This window comes from Lacrimispora xylanisolvens (genome assembly GCF_002934545.1).
GTDB classification, from domain to species: domain Bacteria; phylum Bacillota; class Clostridia; order Lachnospirales; family Lachnospiraceae; genus Lacrimispora; species Lacrimispora xylanisolvens.
Genome location: NZ_PTJA01000003.1, coordinates 252,607 through 269,108 on the forward strand (window position 1 = coordinate 252,607; position 16,502 = coordinate 269,108).

Here is a 16,502-nt window from a genome sequence, read left to right on the forward strand (position 1 = left end):
ATAAAGTGCTACTGCGTTAATTAAAATAATTTTATAGGAGGAATCGTTATGAAAAAGATGTCACTTATGCTTGCTGTACTTGCAGCCTCTGGCATGATGCTTACTGCTTGTGGCGGCAATAAGCCAGCAGAAACAAAAGCAAGTGCTGACACAACTACAGCTGCTGCGGCTGGCGAAACTACAGCTGCTGCAAATGGAAATTCCGCGGGGCTTGACCTTGCAGTTCAACTTGGACCGAATCCGGAGACCATTGATCCGGCTTTAAACTCTTCAGTTGATGGTGCAAATATGATTATGCATGCCTTCGAAACCTTATTGATTGTAGATAAGGAGAACAAAATTGTTCCAGGACAGGCAGAGTCTTATGATATATCCCCAGATGGCCTTACTTATACTTTCAAGCTGCGTGATGGCTTAAAGTGGAGTGATGGTTCACCACTTACTGCAAATGACTTTGTTTATGCATGGAAGAGACTTGCAGATCCCAACGTTGCAGCTCCATACGGCGCTGATATGTTAGGACCGGTAAAAGGATATGAAGAAGCAGCAGCTGGAAACCTGGATGCTCTGGGCGTTTCCGCTCCTGATGACAAAACCTTTGTAGTAGAATTATCTTCTCCTTGTGTTTACTTTATCAAACTTGCTACTCATGCTTCCATGGTTCCTGTACAGAAAGCAGCTGTAGAAGCAGCTGGTGACCAGTGGAGCTTAAAGCCTGAGACTTATGTTTCCAACGGTCCTTTAAAGATGGTTGAGTGGGTTCCAGGTTCTCACATTACCTTTGCAAAGAATGAAAACTACTGGAATGCTGATAAGGTAACTTTAAACACCTTAAAGTTTGTTCTTATGGAAGATTCCAACGCTGCTTACAGCGCATATCAGGCTGGTGAATTACAGATGATCAAGTATGTTCCTACAGAAGAGATTCCTGCACTGAAGGGAACAGATGCTTTCCACATTGATCCTAGCATGAGCGTTAGCTACCTGAATTTCCAGACTCAGAAAGAACCATTTAATAATCCTGATGTCCGCAAAGCATTAAGCCTTGCAATTGATCGTAAATACGTAGCAGAAACTGTTATGCAGGGTACCAGCGCACCAGCAACAAACTTTGTACCAGATGGTGTATCTGATGCAGAGGGCGGTACTTTCTTTAATGATGTAACTGCAAAAGAAGGAAAAACTTTCTTTAATATCGATGATCATGCTGCAGATGTTGCAAAAGCAAAAGAACTTCTTGCTAAAGCTGGATATCCTGATGGACAGGGATTCCCAACATTTGAGTATATGACCAATGATGCTGGATTCAATAAGCCAGTTGCAGAATATTTACAGAGCTGCTGGAAAGAGACTCTTAACATCAATATGGATATCAAAATTGTTGAGTGGGCAACCTTTACACCTACCCGTCGTGCAGGCGATTATCAGGTATCACGTGGAGGCTGGGGATTTGACTTTGATGATCCTTCCAACCTGCTGAATGTAAACCTTTCTACCAGCGGTAATAATGATGCTAAGTACAACAATCCTGAATTTGATAAGCTGCTTAACGAGGCTAATACAACTGCTGACGTAAAAGAGCATTACAAAAAACTGCATGAGGCAGAGACTCTGCTTCTTGAAGATTCTCCGATTGTACCAATTACCTATAAGAATGAATTCTATTTACAGAATCCAAAGCTGAAAGGCACATGGTACTCTCCATATAGCTACTGGTTCTTCCAGTATGCAACCATGGAATAAGATTGATCTCTTATGAAACAGACACCCAGGAATATTCCTGGGTGTTTTTTTGAGCAGATAAAAAGATTTGCTATGACTTACATTCCATCAGCTGGGAAACTTCCTCTTTCCAACCATGTAAAAGTATGCTATAATCTTTTAAGACAATACAAAAGTACAGGAGAGTTTAAGCTATGAATCCAAGACGTGTATTATTAAAACTCAGCGGTGAAGCTCTTGCCGGTTCCAGTAAGACAGGATATGAGGAGGCCACTGTTAAAGAGGTTGCACGGCAGGTTAAGATATCCGTTGATGCTGGCGTTCAGTTGGGAATTGTCATAGGCGGAGGAAACTTCTGGAGAGGCAGAACCAGTAATGCAATTGACCGCACAAAGGCGGACCAGATCGGTATGCTTGCCACCATTATGAATTGCATTTATGTTTCGGAAATTTTCCGGAATGCTGGAATGGACACCCGGATTCTCACCCCCTTTGAATGTGGTTCCATGACAGAACTGTTTTCCAAAGACCGGGCTAATCAGTATTTTAAAGAGGGCAAAGTGGTGTTTTTTGCTGGTGGCACTGGCCACCCATACTTTTCAACTGATACGGGAATTGCACTCCGTGCCATCGAGATGGATGCAGACTGCATTCTGCTTGCAAAGGCCATTGACGGAGTTTACGACAGCGATCCCAAGTTGAATCCCAATGCAGTAAAGTACGATGAAATTTCCATTGATGAAGTGATAGAAAAGCAGCTTGGGGTAATTGATCTGACCGCTTCCATAATGTGTATGGAGAATAAGATGCCCCTTGCAGTATTCAGTTTGAATGAAAAAGATGGCATTGCCAATGCAATGCAGGGAAAAATAAACGGCACGATAGTGACCGCATAAAACAGGAGGACGATATGCAGGAGAGTTTACAGGTATATGAAGATAAAATGAATAAGACATTAAAAGCGCTGGAGAATGATTTTATGACCATTCGCGCAGGACGTGCCAATCCCCATGTACTGGATAAAATCAGGGTGGATTATTATGGTACTCCGACACCAATTCAGCAGGTAGGCAACGTTACAATTCCGGAAGCACGTATGATCGTGATTCAGCCATGGGAGAAGGCTTTGTTAAAAGCCATTGAAAAAGCGATTCTGACTTCTGATCTGGGAATTAATCCAACGAACGACGGTAATGTCATTCGTCTGGTATTTCCTGAACTGACAGAAGAGCGCAGAAAAGATCTTGTAAAAGATGTAAAGAAAAAGGGAGAAGCTGCGAAGATTGCAATCCGTAACATTCGCCGTGATGCCAATGACTCTTTTAAAAAGCAGTTAAAAGCAGAAGAGATATCTGAGGATGAACTTGCTGATGCAGAAGACAAGATTCAGAAATTAACAGATAAGATGGTTGCGCAGATTGAAAAAGCAACTGATGAGAAGTCTAAGGATCTTCTTACTGTATAAAATAAACAGGGGGGCAGGCATTATGCCTGTCCTGTTTTGTGTTTTAAAAGGAGTGATACGTTATGGATAAAGAATTGAATAATATGGTGATTCCAGAGCACGTTGCCATAATACTTGACGGAAATGGCAGATGGGCAAAAAAACGGGGACTTCCCAGAAGCATGGGTCATAAGGAAGGCTGTGTCACTGTAGAGAAGACCGTTGAGGATGCAGCAAGACTGGGAATTAAGTATTTAACGGTATATGGTTTTTCCACAGAGAACTGGAAGCGTTCCACAGAGGAAGTGGGAGCGCTGATGCAGCTGTTTCGTTATTATATGGTAAGACTCTTAAAAGTTTCAAAGGCGAATAATGTTCGTGTAAAGATGATTGGAGACAGAGAACGATTTGACTCTGATATTGTAGAGGGAATTGGACGTCTGGTGGAAGAGACGAAGAATAATACAGGACTGACCTTTGTGATCGCGGTCAACTACGGCGGCAGGGATGAAATCGTCCGTGCTGCGAGAAAGATCATGGAAGACACCAGAGAGGGAAAGATTTCACCGGAATCCTTAACGGAAGATAAATTTGCCGGTTATCTGGATACAATAGGAATCCCTGATCCGGATCTTCTGATCCGTACCAGCGGAGAGTTAAGGCTGTCTAACTATCTTTTGTGGCAGCTTGCATATACGGAGATATATGTATCTGATTGCTATTGGCCTGATTTTAATATGGAAGAAATGAAAAAAGCCATTACAGCGTATAATAGCAGAGAACGGAGATTTGGAGGAGTGAAGTGATCACGAGGGAGGAAGCGGGATGTTTACAACCAGGCTGATAAGCGGAATTGTTCTTGTTTTGATCGCATTGATAACAGTAGGAAGTGGTGGGCTCCTGCTGTTTGCGACAACGATTTTCATATCCATGATCGGCTTGTATGAGCTGTATCGTGTGCTTAAGATCCATGATCATCCCATGGGATATATGGGATATTTCATTGTAATTGTTTATTACGGGCTGTTATGGTTTCAGATGCAGCAGTATGCATTGTATATGTCTATCGTTTTTATGATGCTTCTTTTATGTTTTTATGTTTTTGCTTTTCCAAAATATAAAACAGAGGAAGTGACTGGGGCGTTTTTTGGATTTTTTTATGTGGCAGTTATGTTATCCTATTTATATCAGGTTCGTACCATGAATGACGGAAAGTATCTGGTATGGCTGGTGTTCTTAAGTTCATGGGGCTGTGACACCTGCGCATATTGTGTTGGAAATCTCATTGGAAAACATAAACTTGCACCTGTACTCAGCCCTCATAAATCCATAGAGGGAGCCATTGGCGGAATTTTAGGGGCCTCACTTCTGGGATTTATATATGCGACAATTTTTGGCGGGGCAATGACTGTACTTGATTATCCGCAGATTACCTGTACTCTTGCATGTGCATTTGCCGCAACGATATCACCAATTGGTGATCTTGCTGCATCTGCCATAAAACGGGATCATCAGGTTAAGGATTATGGAAAACTCATACCAGGACACGGTGGAATACTGGACCGTTTTGACAGTATGCTTTTTACTGCCCCTGTTATTTATTTTGTGGTTACATTTATTCGATAAGAGCCTGACAAAGTATTACCTTAAATCGGAATTTAGGAAAAGAAAAGGAGTATACAGCATAAGATGAAGAAAATAGCAATCCTTGGGTCAACAGGATCCATTGGGACGCAGACTTTGGAGGTGGTGGAGAACCAGGGCGATATTGAAGTGACTGCTTTGGCTGCAGGAAGCAACATCCGCCTGTTGGAGGAACAAATCAGAAAATTCCGCCCCAAAATAGTTTGTGTCTTCGAAGAAGAAAAAGCGAAGGAACTGAAGGAATCAGTAAGAGATCTCACGGTTCGCGTTGTTTCCGGTATGGAGGGGTTAATCGAGGCTGCTGTGGAAGAAACTTCAGAGATTGTTGTCACTGCAGTAGTTGGGATGATAGGAATCAGGCCAACCATTGCGGCGATGGAAGCAGGGAAAGATATCGCTCTTGCCAATAAGGAGACTCTGGTAACTGCCGGTCACATCATTATGCCTCTTGCAAAGAAAATGGGTGTCAGGATTCTTCCAGTAGACAGTGAACACAGTGCCATATTTCAGTGTCTGAATGGAGAAAATAAGGGATCTGTCCATAAGATACTTCTGACTGCTTCTGGCGGTCCGTTCCGTGGTAAAACAAGAGAAGAGTTAAAGAATGTGAAAGTAGAGGATGCACTCAACCATCCAAACTGGGCGATGGGCCGAAAGATTACCATAGATTCTTCAACCATGGTGAATAAAGGGCTTGAAGTCATGGAGGCCAAATGGTTGTTTGGCGTTCAAATGGATCAGGTGCAGGTAGTAATTCAGCCGAAGAGCATCATTCATTCTATGGTAGAGTTTGAAGACGGAGCAGTTATGGCTCAGATGGGAACTCCGGACATGAAGCTTCCGATTCAATATGCACTTTATTATCCGGAGCGGAGATATTTAAAAGGAGATCGTCTTGATTTCTGGTCCATTGGTCAAATTAATTTTGAAAAACCGGATCTTGTTAATTTTCCGGGTTTGAAACTGGCTTATGAGGCCGGATGTGCCGGTGGAACGCTCCCGACTGTTTTTAATGCTGCTAACGAAAAGGCAGTTGCCAAATTTTTGAACAGAGAAATTACATATCTTACTATCACAGATATGATAGAGGGAGCGATGAACGGGCATACTGTAAAAGAGAATCCTACCGTGGAAGAGATTCTTGATGCAGAGGCTGCAGCTTATGAATATATAGAAAGCAGGTGGTAAATTGTCCAGTATTATCGTAGCAATTCTGGTATTCGGTTTAATTGTTTTAATTCATGAATTAGGCCATTTTTTATTTGCAAAAATGAACAAAATCGCAGTAGTGGAATTTTCCATAGGAATGGGACCCCGTCTTTTGCATTTTAAGAAGGGAGAAACGACATATTCCATTAAATTGCTTCCTTTAGGCGGATCCTGCATGATGCTGGGAGAGGATGAAGAAAATCCTGATGAACGGGCTTTTCAGAACAGATCCATTCCTGCAAGAATGTCAGTCATAGCTGCAGGTCCCATCTTTAATTTTATTCTTGCCTTTTTACTTTCTTTGGTTCTGGTAGGTATGAGTGGATATGACATTACTTATATAAAAGAAGTAACAGAAGGTTCGCCCGCTTATGAAGCAGGAATGCGCTCCGGAGATAAATTGTTAAAAATTAACGGTGAGAAGGTTTCCATGTATCAGGAGTATATTCTTTATAAGCTGATGAAACCGGATGACAAGATGAATCAGGTGGAATTTTCAAGAACAGATCCTCAGACAGGAAAACAGGAAATCCAGACTGTGTCTGTTACTCCCCAATATTCAGAAGAGAGTAAAAAATATCTGATCGGTATATTAATTGCGCCTGAGAACAAAAAAGCGGCAAATGCCGGTGATCTGGTTAAACATGGTTATATGGAGATGGAATACGATGTAAAACTGACTGTAAAGAGCCTTGGTATGCTGTTTACCGGAAAGGCCAGTGTCAATGATTTAAGCGGTCCGGTAGGAATCGTTGTAATGATCGATGATTCTGTGAAAGCGGGTCTTACTGTCAGTGTAGTTGCGGCACTAATGAATGTCATCAGTATGTGTATTCTTTTAAGTGCCAACTTAGGCGTGATGAATCTGCTCCCTATACCAGCTCTTGATGGTGGGAGATTGTTGTTTTTAATTATAGAAGCAATACGTGGAAAACGAATGGACCCGGAAAAAGAGGGTCTTGTAAACATGATCAGTATGGCAGCTTTGATGGCGCTGATGATTTTTGTAGTATTTAATGATATCAGCAGATTCACCTGATAAAGTATAAATGGAGGAGCTTATGAACAGGGATCATACGAAAATAATTCAGATCGGAAACAAGGTCATCGGTGGAGGCAATCCGGTTCTGATCCAATCCATGTGCAATACGAAAACTCAGGATGTTGCATCAACAGTCAATCAGATAAATGCGCTGACCGCGGCAGGATGCGATATTATCAGAGTTGCTGTTCCTGATATGGAAGCGGCGGCAGCTATTAAGGAGATTAAGAAGCAGATCAGTATACCTCTGGTAGCCGATATTCATTTTGATTATCGGCTGGCTGTGGCTTCTATCGAGTCAGGAGCTGATAAGATCCGGATTAATCCGGGCAATATCGGCTCGCTGGATCGTGTAAAAGCGGTTGTGGATAAGGCAAAGGAATATCAGATTCCCATACGCGTGGGAGTTAACAGCGGTTCCCTTGAAAAAAATCTCATTGAAAAATATGGTGGAGTTACTGCAGAGGGAATTGTGGAAAGCGCATTAAATAAGGTGCGTATGATCGAGGAGATGGATTATGGGAATCTGGTGATCAGCATCAAATCATCTGATGTACTTATGTGTATCAAGGCCCATGAACTGATCGCAGAGCGAACGGATTATCCCCTTCATGTGGGTATTACAGAGGCTGGAACCCTGATATCTGGAACCATTAAATCTTCCGTTGGGCTGGGCATTATTCTTCATAAGGGAATTGGTGATACCATTCGTGTGTCTCTTACCGGCGATCCGCTTGAGGAGATAAAGGCAGCTAAAACCATTTTAAGAACTCTGGGCCTGAAAAGAGGAGGGGTGGAGGTTATATCCTGTCCCACCTGCGGCAGAACCAGAATTGATTTAATTTCCCTGGCCAATCAGGTAGAAGATATGGTTTCTGCTTACGACCATTTGGATATTAAGGTGGCAGTAATGGGCTGTGTGGTAAACGGACCAGGTGAAGCAAGAGAAGCAGACATTGGAATTGCCGGTGGAATCGGAGAGGGACTTCTTATTAAAAAAGGAGAAGTAATCAGAAAGGTTCCGGAAGAAGAACTTCTTAGCGCCCTTCAGGAAGAACTTATGAAAATGCAATAGGTGATAGAATGGCAAAGAAATTTTTGGAAGTTTTTCCAAACTTACATATTACTGACGAATTAAAAGAGCTTTTAAATCTGGTAGATGTGGAAAAGGTCACATCAAACAGGGATAGAAGCTCTATTCGTGTTTATTTAATCAGCCCCAGGCTGATACATAAGCAAAATATTTACAGCCTGGAAAAAGGAATCAAAGAACAGTTGTTTCCTTCCAAGCAGATCACAATTAAAATCATTGAACGGTTCCGCCTGTCAGGACAGTATACGCCCCAGAAGCTGTTAAAGATCTATCGGGAAAGTCTTCTGGCGGAACTTAAAAATTACAGCATCATTGAGTATAATATGTTTCGGAAGGCACAGTGCCAGTTCCCGGAACCTGATCTTTTGAAGATGACAGTGGAGGATACCATTGTAACCCATGAAAAAGCCGGCGAATTAAAGCGGGTGCTGGAAAAGATTTTTCACGAAAGATGCGGCCTGCCTGTTGAAGTTCAGTATGAATTTATTGAGCCTAAGGAGAATGTCCTGGCGAAACAAAAAGAACTTCAGATGCAGAGAGAAGTAGAGGAAATCGTTAGCAGAACTTCTTTTGCCGGGCAGCAAAAAAGCCAGACAGACGAATATGGCGGACCTTCCATGGCAGATGCCCCTCTGGAGGCATTGGCAGCCACTTATTCTGATGAAGTGCCCTTCACACAGGAAGCCCAGCCTCCTGCAGCCACACTACGCATGGGTGGTAAAAAAGAAGGAGATAAAAAAGAATCCGGTAAAGCAGCAGAGTCCGACTCCGGAAAGAAGGAATGGAAAGATTACCGGAAGAATTCCTATAATGGCCGCCGTTCTGATAATCCGGATGTTTTGTATGGCAGAGATTTTGAAGAAGAAACCATGGAAATTGAAAAGATAGATGGGGAAATCGGAGAAGTCGTGGTTCGTGGTAAGATTATTATGACGGACAGCAGGGAATTAAGAAGCGGCAAGACCATTATTATTTTTGATGTAACAGATTTTACGGATACGATTACAGTGAAGATGTTTGCCAGGGAAGAACAGCTGGATGATCTGAAAAACGCAGTGGTAAAAGGTACCTTCATCAAAATAAAAGGAGTTACAACCATTGATAAGTTTGATGGGGAGCTGACTCTGGGATCTGTTGTAGGTATTAAAAAATCAGAAGATTTTACTGGGAAAAGATCGGACAACAGTCTGGAGAAACGGGTGGAGCTTCACTGTCATACAAAGATGAGTGACATGGATGGCGTCTCTGAAGTGAAAGATCTTGTAAAACGTGCTAAAAAATGGGGGATGCCAGCGCTTGCAATTACGGATCATGGGTGTGTACAGTCCTTTCCGGATGCAAACCATGCGCTAGATAAAGGTGATACATTTAAAGTTATTTATGGAGTGGAAGGATATCTGGTTGATGATTTAAAGCAGCTGGTTGAAAATTCCAGGAATCAGACCTTTTCTGATTCCTACGTGGTCTTTGACATTGAGACAACGGGTTTCAGTTCATCCAGAAACCGGATTATTGAAATTGGTGCAGTGAAGGTGATAGATGGAAAAATCAAGGATAAATTCAGCGCATTTGTAAATCCGGATGTACCAATTCCTTTTGAGATCGAACAATTGACGGGAATCAATGACAGTATGGTGCTTCCTCATCCAAAGATTGATGTAATTCTCCCCCAGTTTCTGGAGTTTTGCAAAGATTCTGTATTAGTCGCCCACAATGCTTCGTTTGACGTAAGCTTTATCTCTTATAATGCTCAGCAGCTTCAAATGGAGTTTAACCCTACAGTAATAGATACTGTGGCTCTTTCCAGGCTTCTTTTACCCAGTTTAAACAGGTATAAACTGGATACTGTAGCCAAAGCCTTAAATATTTCCCTGGCGAACCATCACAGAGCGGTTGATGATGCAGGATGTACAGCAGAGATATTTGCGGCATTTGTAAAAATGCTCAGAGAGCGGGGAGTGGAATCATTAGATGAGTTAAACAAACTCAGTGCCATGTCGGCGGATATGATTAAAAAGCTGCCCACCTATCATGTGATCATCCTTGCAGCCAATGATGTGGGCCGGGTTAATTTATACCGCCTGATATCCCGCTCTCATATCGATTTTTATGCCAGAAGACCGAGAATTCCCAAAAGCGTTTTAAATGAGTACAGAGAGGGATTGATTATTGGTTCTGCCTGTGAGGCGGGAGAGTTATATCAGGCTCTTTTGCGGGGTGTCCCGGATGCAGAAATAGCCAAACTTGTAAACTTTTACGATTATCTGGAAATACAGCCCCTTGGTAACAATGCATTCATGTTAAGAGACGAAAAGAGTACGGTAAAGACCCAGCAGGATTTAATTGATATCAATAAGCGGATTGTGACCCTTGGGGAACAGTTTGGTAAGCCTGTCTGCGCTACCTGCGATGTTCATTTCCTTGATCCGGAGGATGAGGTTTACCGGCGGATCATTATGGCTGGACAAGGTTTTAAAGACTCCGATGACCAGGCCCCCTTATATCTTAGAACTACAGAGGAGATGCTTCAGGAGTTTGAGTATTTAGGCCCTAACAAGGCGGAAGAAGTAGTAATAAAGAATACCAGAAAAATAGCGGACATGTGTGAATGGATCTCACCTGTACGGCCGGATAAATGTGCACCTGTCATTGAAAATTCAGATGAAGATTTAAGAAAAATCTGTTATGACAGAGCTCATGCCATTTATGGACAGGATCTCCCTGTGATAGTGACTGAGCGTCTGGAGAGAGAGTTGAATTCCATTATATCCAATGGTTTTGCGGTTATGTATATCATTGCACAGAAGCTGGTGTGGAAATCCAATGAAGATGGTTATCTGGTGGGATCCAGAGGATCGGTTGGATCTTCTTTCGTTGCCTATATGTCGGGAATTACAGAAGTAAATTCTCTCAGTCCTCATTATTACTGCGAGAATTGTCACTACTATGATTTTGATTCGGAAGAAGTTAAGGCATTTACAGGAATGGCTGGCTGCGATATGCCAGACAAGGTATGTCCGGTTTGCGGGCACCCGTTATCAAAAGATGGTTTTGATATTCCGTTTGAAACATTCCTTGGTTTTAAGGGAGACAAGGAGCCTGATATCGATTTGAATTTCTCCGGAGAATATCAGAGTAAGGCCCATGATTATACAGAAGTTATTTTTGGAAAAGGGCAGACGTTCCGTGCAGGAACTATCGGTACTCTTGCAGATAAGACGGCATTTGGTTATGTGAAAAATTATTACGAAGAACATGGAGTGAGAAAACGGAACTGTGAAATTAACCGGATTGTTCAGGGCTGCGTGGGTGTGAGAAGAACCACTGGCCAGCATCCGGGAGGAATTATTGTTCTTCCCCATGGAGAGGAGATTTATTCCTTTACACCGGTTCAGAGACCGGCTAATGATATGACAACGATGACGGTAACCACTCATTTCGATTACCACTCCATCGACCATAACCTTCTAAAGCTTGATATTCTGGGACACGACGATCCGACCATGATCCGTATGCTTCAGGACCTGATCGGTTTTGATCCAGTAAAGGACATTCCTCTGGACAGCAGAGAAGTTATGTCACTTTTTCAGGACACTTCAGCACTTGGAATTATGCCGGAAGATATCGGCGGCTGCAAGCTGGGAGCGCTGGGAGTTCCGGAGTTTGGTACCGATTTTGCCATGCAGATGTTAATAGACACCCAGCCGAAATATTTCTCAGATCTTGTCCGCATTGCAGGGCTTGCTCATGGTACGGATGTGTGGCTTGGTAATGCCCAGGCTCTTATTCAGGAAGGGAAGGCAACCATTCAGACCGCCATATGTACCAGAGATGATATTATGATATATTTAATTTCCATGGGTATTGAAGAAGGTCTGTCTTTTTCGATCATGGAGAGCGTACGTAAAGGTAAAGGATTAAAACCCGAATGGGAGGAGGAGATGACATCCCATGGGGTTCCGGACTGGTATATCTGGTCCTGTAAAAAGATTAAATATATGTTCCCCAAAGCCCATGCAGCTGCTTATGTTATGATGGCGTGGAGAATCGCGTACTGTAAAGTGTTTTATCCACTGGCTTATTACGCATCGTTTTTCAGTATCCGTGCCAATGGCTTCAGCTATGAGCTGATGTGCCAGGGAAGAGAAAAGCTGGAGCATTATCTGGCTGATTACAGGAAACGGATCGACACGCTTTCCAAAAAGGAGCAGGATACTCTTCGTGATATGCGTATTGTCCAGGAAATGTATGCAAGGGGTTATGATTTTACTCCTATCGATATTTACCAGGCAAAAGCCAGACATTTTCAGATCATTGACGGTAAATTAATGCCGTCTTTAAGCAGTATAGATGGACTGGGAGAGAAAGCAGCAGATGCGGTTGTAGATGCCAGTAAGGATGGAAAATTTTTATCCAGAGAGGATTTCAGAAACCGGACAAAGGTCAGTAAGACTGTTTGTGATCTTATGGGTGATCTGGGACTTCTGGGGGATCTTCCCGAATCCAATCAGCTGTCTCTGTTTGATCTGGCATAATGAAGTTTCCGCTGCGGAATCGCATTCTTTGTTCTGCAGCGGAAGTTTTAAAGAGTAACTGAAATCTGCTGTTATTTTTCCAGTATTTTTAAAAAATAAAAAAATTTTGAAAATACGGTTGACATTGTCTCAAATTTATATTATACTACGTAACGTAATCGAGGCGTGGCTCAGTTTGGTAGAGCGCTGCGTTCGGGACGCAGAGGTCGCAAGTTCGAATCTTGTCGCCTCGATTTTGTATGAATCATATTCGTACTGGCCTATTGGTCAAGCGGTCAAGACGCCGCCCTCTCACGGCGGAAACCCGAGTTCGATTCTCGGATAGGTCATAATAAAAACCTTCAGGATTAATCCTGAAGGTTTTTTGCGTTAAAGCGGGATCAGCAGGGTTTATCTTTATAACACCAGAACCAGTCCATGCAATTTAAGTTTTGAGCCTGTGGATTATTAATCCGCTCTATCATCTGATCATACGTGCGGGGTGGGGGTACCATAGCAGGACTGCCTGGCTCCCAGTTTGCCGGAGTTACAACATTGCAGCGGTCTGTTGTCTCAAGTGCGGTCAGGAGTCTTATGATCTCACATATATTTCTTCCATTTGTAAGAGGATAAACGAGTATTGCCCGTATAATCTGATCAGGATCGATGAAAAAGACGTTACGGACAGTTTCCTGTTTGGAGGCATCGGGCGCTATCATGCCGTACATACCCGCCACTTCGGCCATACGATCTGCTATAATAGGAAATGGAATCTGGACGCCTGTCAATAAATAGATCTGATTTACCCAGGCAAGATGAGACGGATTGCTGTCTATGCTTAAACCGATCAATTTGGCATTTAAGGCTTCAAATTGGTCATTGGCCTGAGCGAAAGCAACAAATTCGGTTGTACAGACCGGAGTAAAATCGCCGGGATGGGAGAATAGTATTACCCAGTGGCCTTTGTAGTCAGATAATTTTATGGGTCCAAATGTTGTCATTGCGGAAAAGTCTGGAGCTTTCATTCCAATGCTTACGTTCATATGTAATCCTTAATAGCTTTTTGTAATAATATATGGTGGTTATGGAAGAAATAGTTCTATAAACTGAGTGTATTTAATAAAGTGGTGATATCTTAAAAAATATATGTTGGTATTATATAAAATTCATGGTATAATATAATTCGATGTAATAACCTTCTATAACATTCTGTATTTCTAGTATTATTTAGATTCTTCAAACTTAATTCCTTAATTATTTTGTTCACTTAAACGCTCTATGGATTTAACATTTTTATTTATTTAATCTATTTATTTTTAATCTTTTTATATATCTCAAATTTAATTTCTTGTATCTCATTTTCTTTATTATATTCCAAATACATATATAAATTTTTTGATTAAACGAAATTTGTTTGCATAGAAAGGAGGATAGGTGGTCTGCTGAATAAAACTGGCAGATATGACTTAGATGTAATAACTAAATAATATTAAATAAAAGAAGATTGGTGGTATGAATGAAAAAGGGAAAATCGCTGGCTTTATTAAGTCTGCTATTGTCATTTCTATATATTCCAATTTTAAGCTATGGAGAATATATACAAGATGATGTTAATCGTATTTATAACGAAAGAAAGGCAACTGGAAAGAATGGCTGGCAGCTGATAGCTGATAATTGGTATTACGTTAGTGAAAACGGCGATATTGCCACAGGCTGGAAACATATTTCCGATAAATGGTATTTTTTTAGTCCAATTACTGATGAAACAAAAGGAAAGATGCTGACTGGCTGGCAGTGGATTGATGGAAAGTGCTATTTCCTTTCTTCTGCAAATGAGGGAAACTGGCCGCAGGGTTCCATGTATGAGAATGGTATGACTCCTGACGGATACATTGTTAATGAATCCGGTGCATGGATTAACGAAGGAAGTGTCGTTGAAATTCCGGGGAAAGGGATACAGACGGTTGTAGAAAGGAAAACATTATCAACAGGTAAAATCAAATTTTCTGGAGCTTCCGGTGGCGGAGGATCTAGCGGAGGTGGCGGAAGTCGAGGTCACAGCAGCTCAAACAGTTCCGTGAATGAAAACAATGGTGAAAAGCTTGATAGTAAGCCAGAACCTGTAAAGCCAACTGATCCGGATGAAAGTGGTGGGAAGGAAGTCTCGGAAGTCCCGGTTAAACAATTCAAATTTACCGTAAGGTATATGGATATTGCTGATAAAACAATTCTTCAGATTATGACTGGAACAGGGGATGAAGGAGAAATAATAGAGCTGATCCAGCCGGACGTTGATGGATATACCATATCTAAAGGCCAGAAAGAGACCCTTGTGTTAACCAGTGATCAGATCATCTTGAATATTTATTACGAGAAAGATATCGCAGCTTCCCCATCTGAGGCTAGAAAAATTGACTGGGACTTAAAGTTTATTGAAGAAGGAAAGCCAGACAGGGAGATTTTTAAAGGGCAAAAGGGTAAGACGGAGGAAGGTAAGGAACTTTTTATTGATTTTCCAGAAACAATTATAGGAAGTGATCAATATTACTACCATTCCCTGGTGTCCAGTCCATGGAGTGTTGTGGTGAATGGAAATGGTACCCAGAAATATTATATCGAATACCGGAAAGGTGATCGTTTGCCGGAAATACCAGATTCAGATGAAGATATGAAAGAAAGATTAAATTACTGGCTTGATGTTTCCAGTGAGACAGATCAATACATTACAGGAGTAAGGTCATCGGTCGGACAGCTTATCAGTCAAAGCCAGACGGAAGCAAATGAGAGACTTCTTAACCTGGTATCCATGGCTGATGGGGCAGACCGGATAGAGGTTTATGTAATAGCAAAGGGATATACCCCAAATGCTGCAATTATCAGTCAGAAGTTTCCAGCGGTCAAAAACTTATCTGAGCTTTCATTGGAACAATTAACAATTGCTGATGAGACATATACCATTTTACGGGTTGGGTTTGAGAAAACATATGATGAAAACACCTGCAATCACAGCTACAAAGTGATAGACCGGGTGGAATTATCCTGTATGGATAATGGTTATGAAACCGTACAATGCCTAAAGTGCAGAAAGGAGGAAACAGTGTTATTACCTGCTATGGGACATATAGATACGGATCATGATGGAACCTGTGACGTTTGTTATCAGCCAGTAAAGGAAACACCAGAAGCCGTCCATTACAGTATTGGGGATGTCCAGTACCGTACCATTGGAAACAAAACCTATTCATTTCGATGCATTGATGAGGATTATGAGGATTCCATAAACAACAGTCAGAAAACAGCTTTGTTTCTATGCGACAGCGTGATCCGGTCCGACATTATGGGGGCATCGAAAAAGCTTAATTTTGGAGACAACAATAATTATAAATATTCAAAGGTGAGAGAGTGGCTGCAGAACAATGCTTCAGATTCGCGGTTTTTACATAATACCTATATAGGAATTACCAGATCATACATAGGATCAACTGGAAAAGGAACATATGAGCAGCTAAAAGAGAGTAGTTTAATGGGATATGACCATCTATATCAGTCTATGGAGGATAAAGTCTTTATTCTATCCGTGGAAGAGGCGTTAAAGTACCGGTATAATCTATGGAAATTTAATGGTAGTGAAACCAATAATCCGGATTCTCAGATCTCAGCTTATTCAAAAGGCTATTATCTGCGGACTCCTCAAAATGGCGGTTTGGATGATTTTTGGTACGGAGAAGGCATTTACGCCGTTAGCCTGACAGATGGGAATATACAGCCGGTGAATGCTTCGGAGACAAATATCGGGATCAGACCAGTTATGACGATTCCTCAGGGATAGGAGAG

At 41.8% G+C, this 16,502-nt stretch carries 11 protein-coding genes and 2 tRNA genes; 12 read left to right on the plus strand and 1 reads right to left on the minus strand.

The genetic code is table 11. The features are described from left to right. Positions 1-48: 48 nt before the first annotated feature. The 11 genes from BXY41_RS06835 to BXY41_RS06885 all read left to right on the plus strand — a co-directional run bounded on the left by BXY41_RS06835 (position 49) and on the right by BXY41_RS06885 (position 13,018). Complete coding sequence (locus BXY41_RS06835) at positions 49-1,743, plus strand: peptide ABC transporter substrate-binding protein (RefSeq protein ID WP_104436076.1); 1,695 nt, start codon at positions 49-51, stop codon at positions 1,741-1,743. A gap of 173 nt (positions 1,744-1,916) precedes the next feature. Continuing rightward, positions 1,917-2,618 carry a UMP kinase gene (gene pyrH / locus BXY41_RS06840; RefSeq protein WP_104436077.1) on the plus strand — a complete coding sequence of 234 codons (702 nt, stop codon included), beginning with the start codon at positions 1,917-1,919 and terminating at the stop codon, positions 2,616-2,618. A 14-nt stretch (positions 2,619-2,632) separates the two neighbouring features. Further along, the gene (frr, locus tag BXY41_RS06845) at positions 2,633-3,187 is read left to right on the plus strand and encodes a ribosome recycling factor (RefSeq protein ID WP_104436078.1); all 555 of its coding nucleotides are present in this window, start codon (positions 2,633-2,635) and stop codon (positions 3,185-3,187) included. A gap of 62 nt (positions 3,188-3,249) precedes the next feature. Continuing rightward, positions 3,250-3,972 carry an undecaprenyl pyrophosphate synthase gene (gene uppS, locus BXY41_RS06850; RefSeq protein ID WP_104436079.1) on the plus strand — a complete coding sequence of 241 codons (723 nt, stop codon included), beginning with the start codon at positions 3,250-3,252 and terminating at the stop codon, positions 3,970-3,972. Positions 3,973-3,991: 19 nt separating this feature from the next. Then, positions 3,992-4,792 (plus strand): phosphatidate cytidylyltransferase, encoded by an 801-nt coding sequence (locus BXY41_RS06855; protein WP_104436080.1) that lies wholly within the window; start codon positions 3,992-3,994, stop codon positions 4,790-4,792. Between the two features lie 63 nt (positions 4,793-4,855). Beyond that, entirely contained in the window at positions 4,856-5,998 is a 1,143-nt protein-coding gene (locus tag BXY41_RS06860; protein ID WP_104436081.1) for a 1-deoxy-D-xylulose-5-phosphate reductoisomerase, read from the plus strand. A gap of 1 nt (position 5,999) precedes the next feature. Further along, complete coding sequence (gene rseP / locus BXY41_RS06865; RefSeq protein ID WP_104436082.1) at positions 6,000-7,058, plus strand: RIP metalloprotease RseP; 1,059 nt, start codon at positions 6,000-6,002, stop codon at positions 7,056-7,058. Between the two features lie 22 nt (positions 7,059-7,080). After that, positions 7,081-8,136, plus strand: a complete 1,056-nt coding sequence (gene ispG / locus BXY41_RS06870; RefSeq protein WP_104436083.1) for a flavodoxin-dependent (E)-4-hydroxy-3-methylbut-2-enyl-diphosphate synthase — start codon at positions 7,081-7,083, stop codon at positions 8,134-8,136. Positions 8,137-8,144: 8 nt separating this feature from the next. Further along, positions 8,145-12,689, plus strand: a complete 4,545-nt coding sequence (locus BXY41_RS06875; RefSeq protein WP_104436084.1) for a PolC-type DNA polymerase III — start codon at positions 8,145-8,147, stop codon at positions 12,687-12,689. 159 nt (positions 12,690-12,848) lie between these two features. Then, a tRNA-Pro gene (locus BXY41_RS06880) sits at positions 12,849-12,922 on the plus strand. A gap of 24 nt (positions 12,923-12,946) precedes the next feature. Then, positions 12,947-13,018 (plus strand) — tRNA-Glu (locus BXY41_RS06885). Positions 13,019-13,069: 51 nt separating this feature from the next. On the opposite strand, the gene BXY41_RS06890 is transcribed toward BXY41_RS06885, so the two are convergent. Then, a complete protein-coding gene (locus tag BXY41_RS06890; RefSeq protein WP_104436085.1) occupies positions 13,070-13,711 on the minus strand; it encodes a peroxiredoxin in 642 nt (213 codons plus the stop codon). 473 nt (positions 13,712-14,184) lie between these two features. Here BXY41_RS06890 and BXY41_RS06895 point away from each other — a divergent pair, with 473 nt between their 5' ends. After that, positions 14,185-16,497 (plus strand): DUF6273 domain-containing protein, encoded by a 2,313-nt coding sequence (locus tag BXY41_RS06895; protein WP_104436086.1) that lies wholly within the window; start codon positions 14,185-14,187, stop codon positions 16,495-16,497. Positions 16,498-16,502: the final 5 nt, after the last annotated feature.

What these genes read in the sequence shown, in the direction of transcription:
- BXY41_RS06835 (WP_104436076.1), top strand. Translation starts at nt 49, where the DNA reads ATGAAAAAGATGTCACTTATGCTTGCTGTACTTGCAGCCTCTGGCATG.
- pyrH (WP_104436077.1), top strand. Translation starts at nt 1,917, where the DNA reads ATGAATCCAAGACGTGTATTATTAAAACTCAGCGGTGAAGCTCTTGCC.
- frr (WP_104436078.1), top strand. Translation starts at nt 2,633, where the DNA reads ATGCAGGAGAGTTTACAGGTATATGAAGATAAAATGAATAAGACATTA.
- uppS (WP_104436079.1), top strand. Translation starts at nt 3,250, where the DNA reads ATGGATAAAGAATTGAATAATATGGTGATTCCAGAGCACGTTGCCATA.
- BXY41_RS06855 (WP_104436080.1), top strand. Translation starts at nt 3,992, where the DNA reads ATGTTTACAACCAGGCTGATAAGCGGAATTGTTCTTGTTTTGATCGCA.
- BXY41_RS06860 (WP_104436081.1), top strand. Translation starts at nt 4,856, where the DNA reads ATGAAGAAAATAGCAATCCTTGGGTCAACAGGATCCATTGGGACGCAG.
- ispG (WP_104436083.1), top strand. Translation starts at nt 7,081, where the DNA reads ATGAACAGGGATCATACGAAAATAATTCAGATCGGAAACAAGGTCATC.
- BXY41_RS06875 (WP_104436084.1), top strand. Translation starts at nt 8,145, where the DNA reads ATGGCAAAGAAATTTTTGGAAGTTTTTCCAAACTTACATATTACTGAC.
- BXY41_RS06890 (WP_104436085.1), bottom strand. Translation starts at nt 13,711, where the DNA reads ATGAACGTAAGCATTGGAATGAAAGCTCCAGACTTTTCCGCAATGACA.
- BXY41_RS06895 (WP_104436086.1), top strand. Translation starts at nt 14,185, where the DNA reads ATGAAAAAGGGAAAATCGCTGGCTTTATTAAGTCTGCTATTGTCATTT.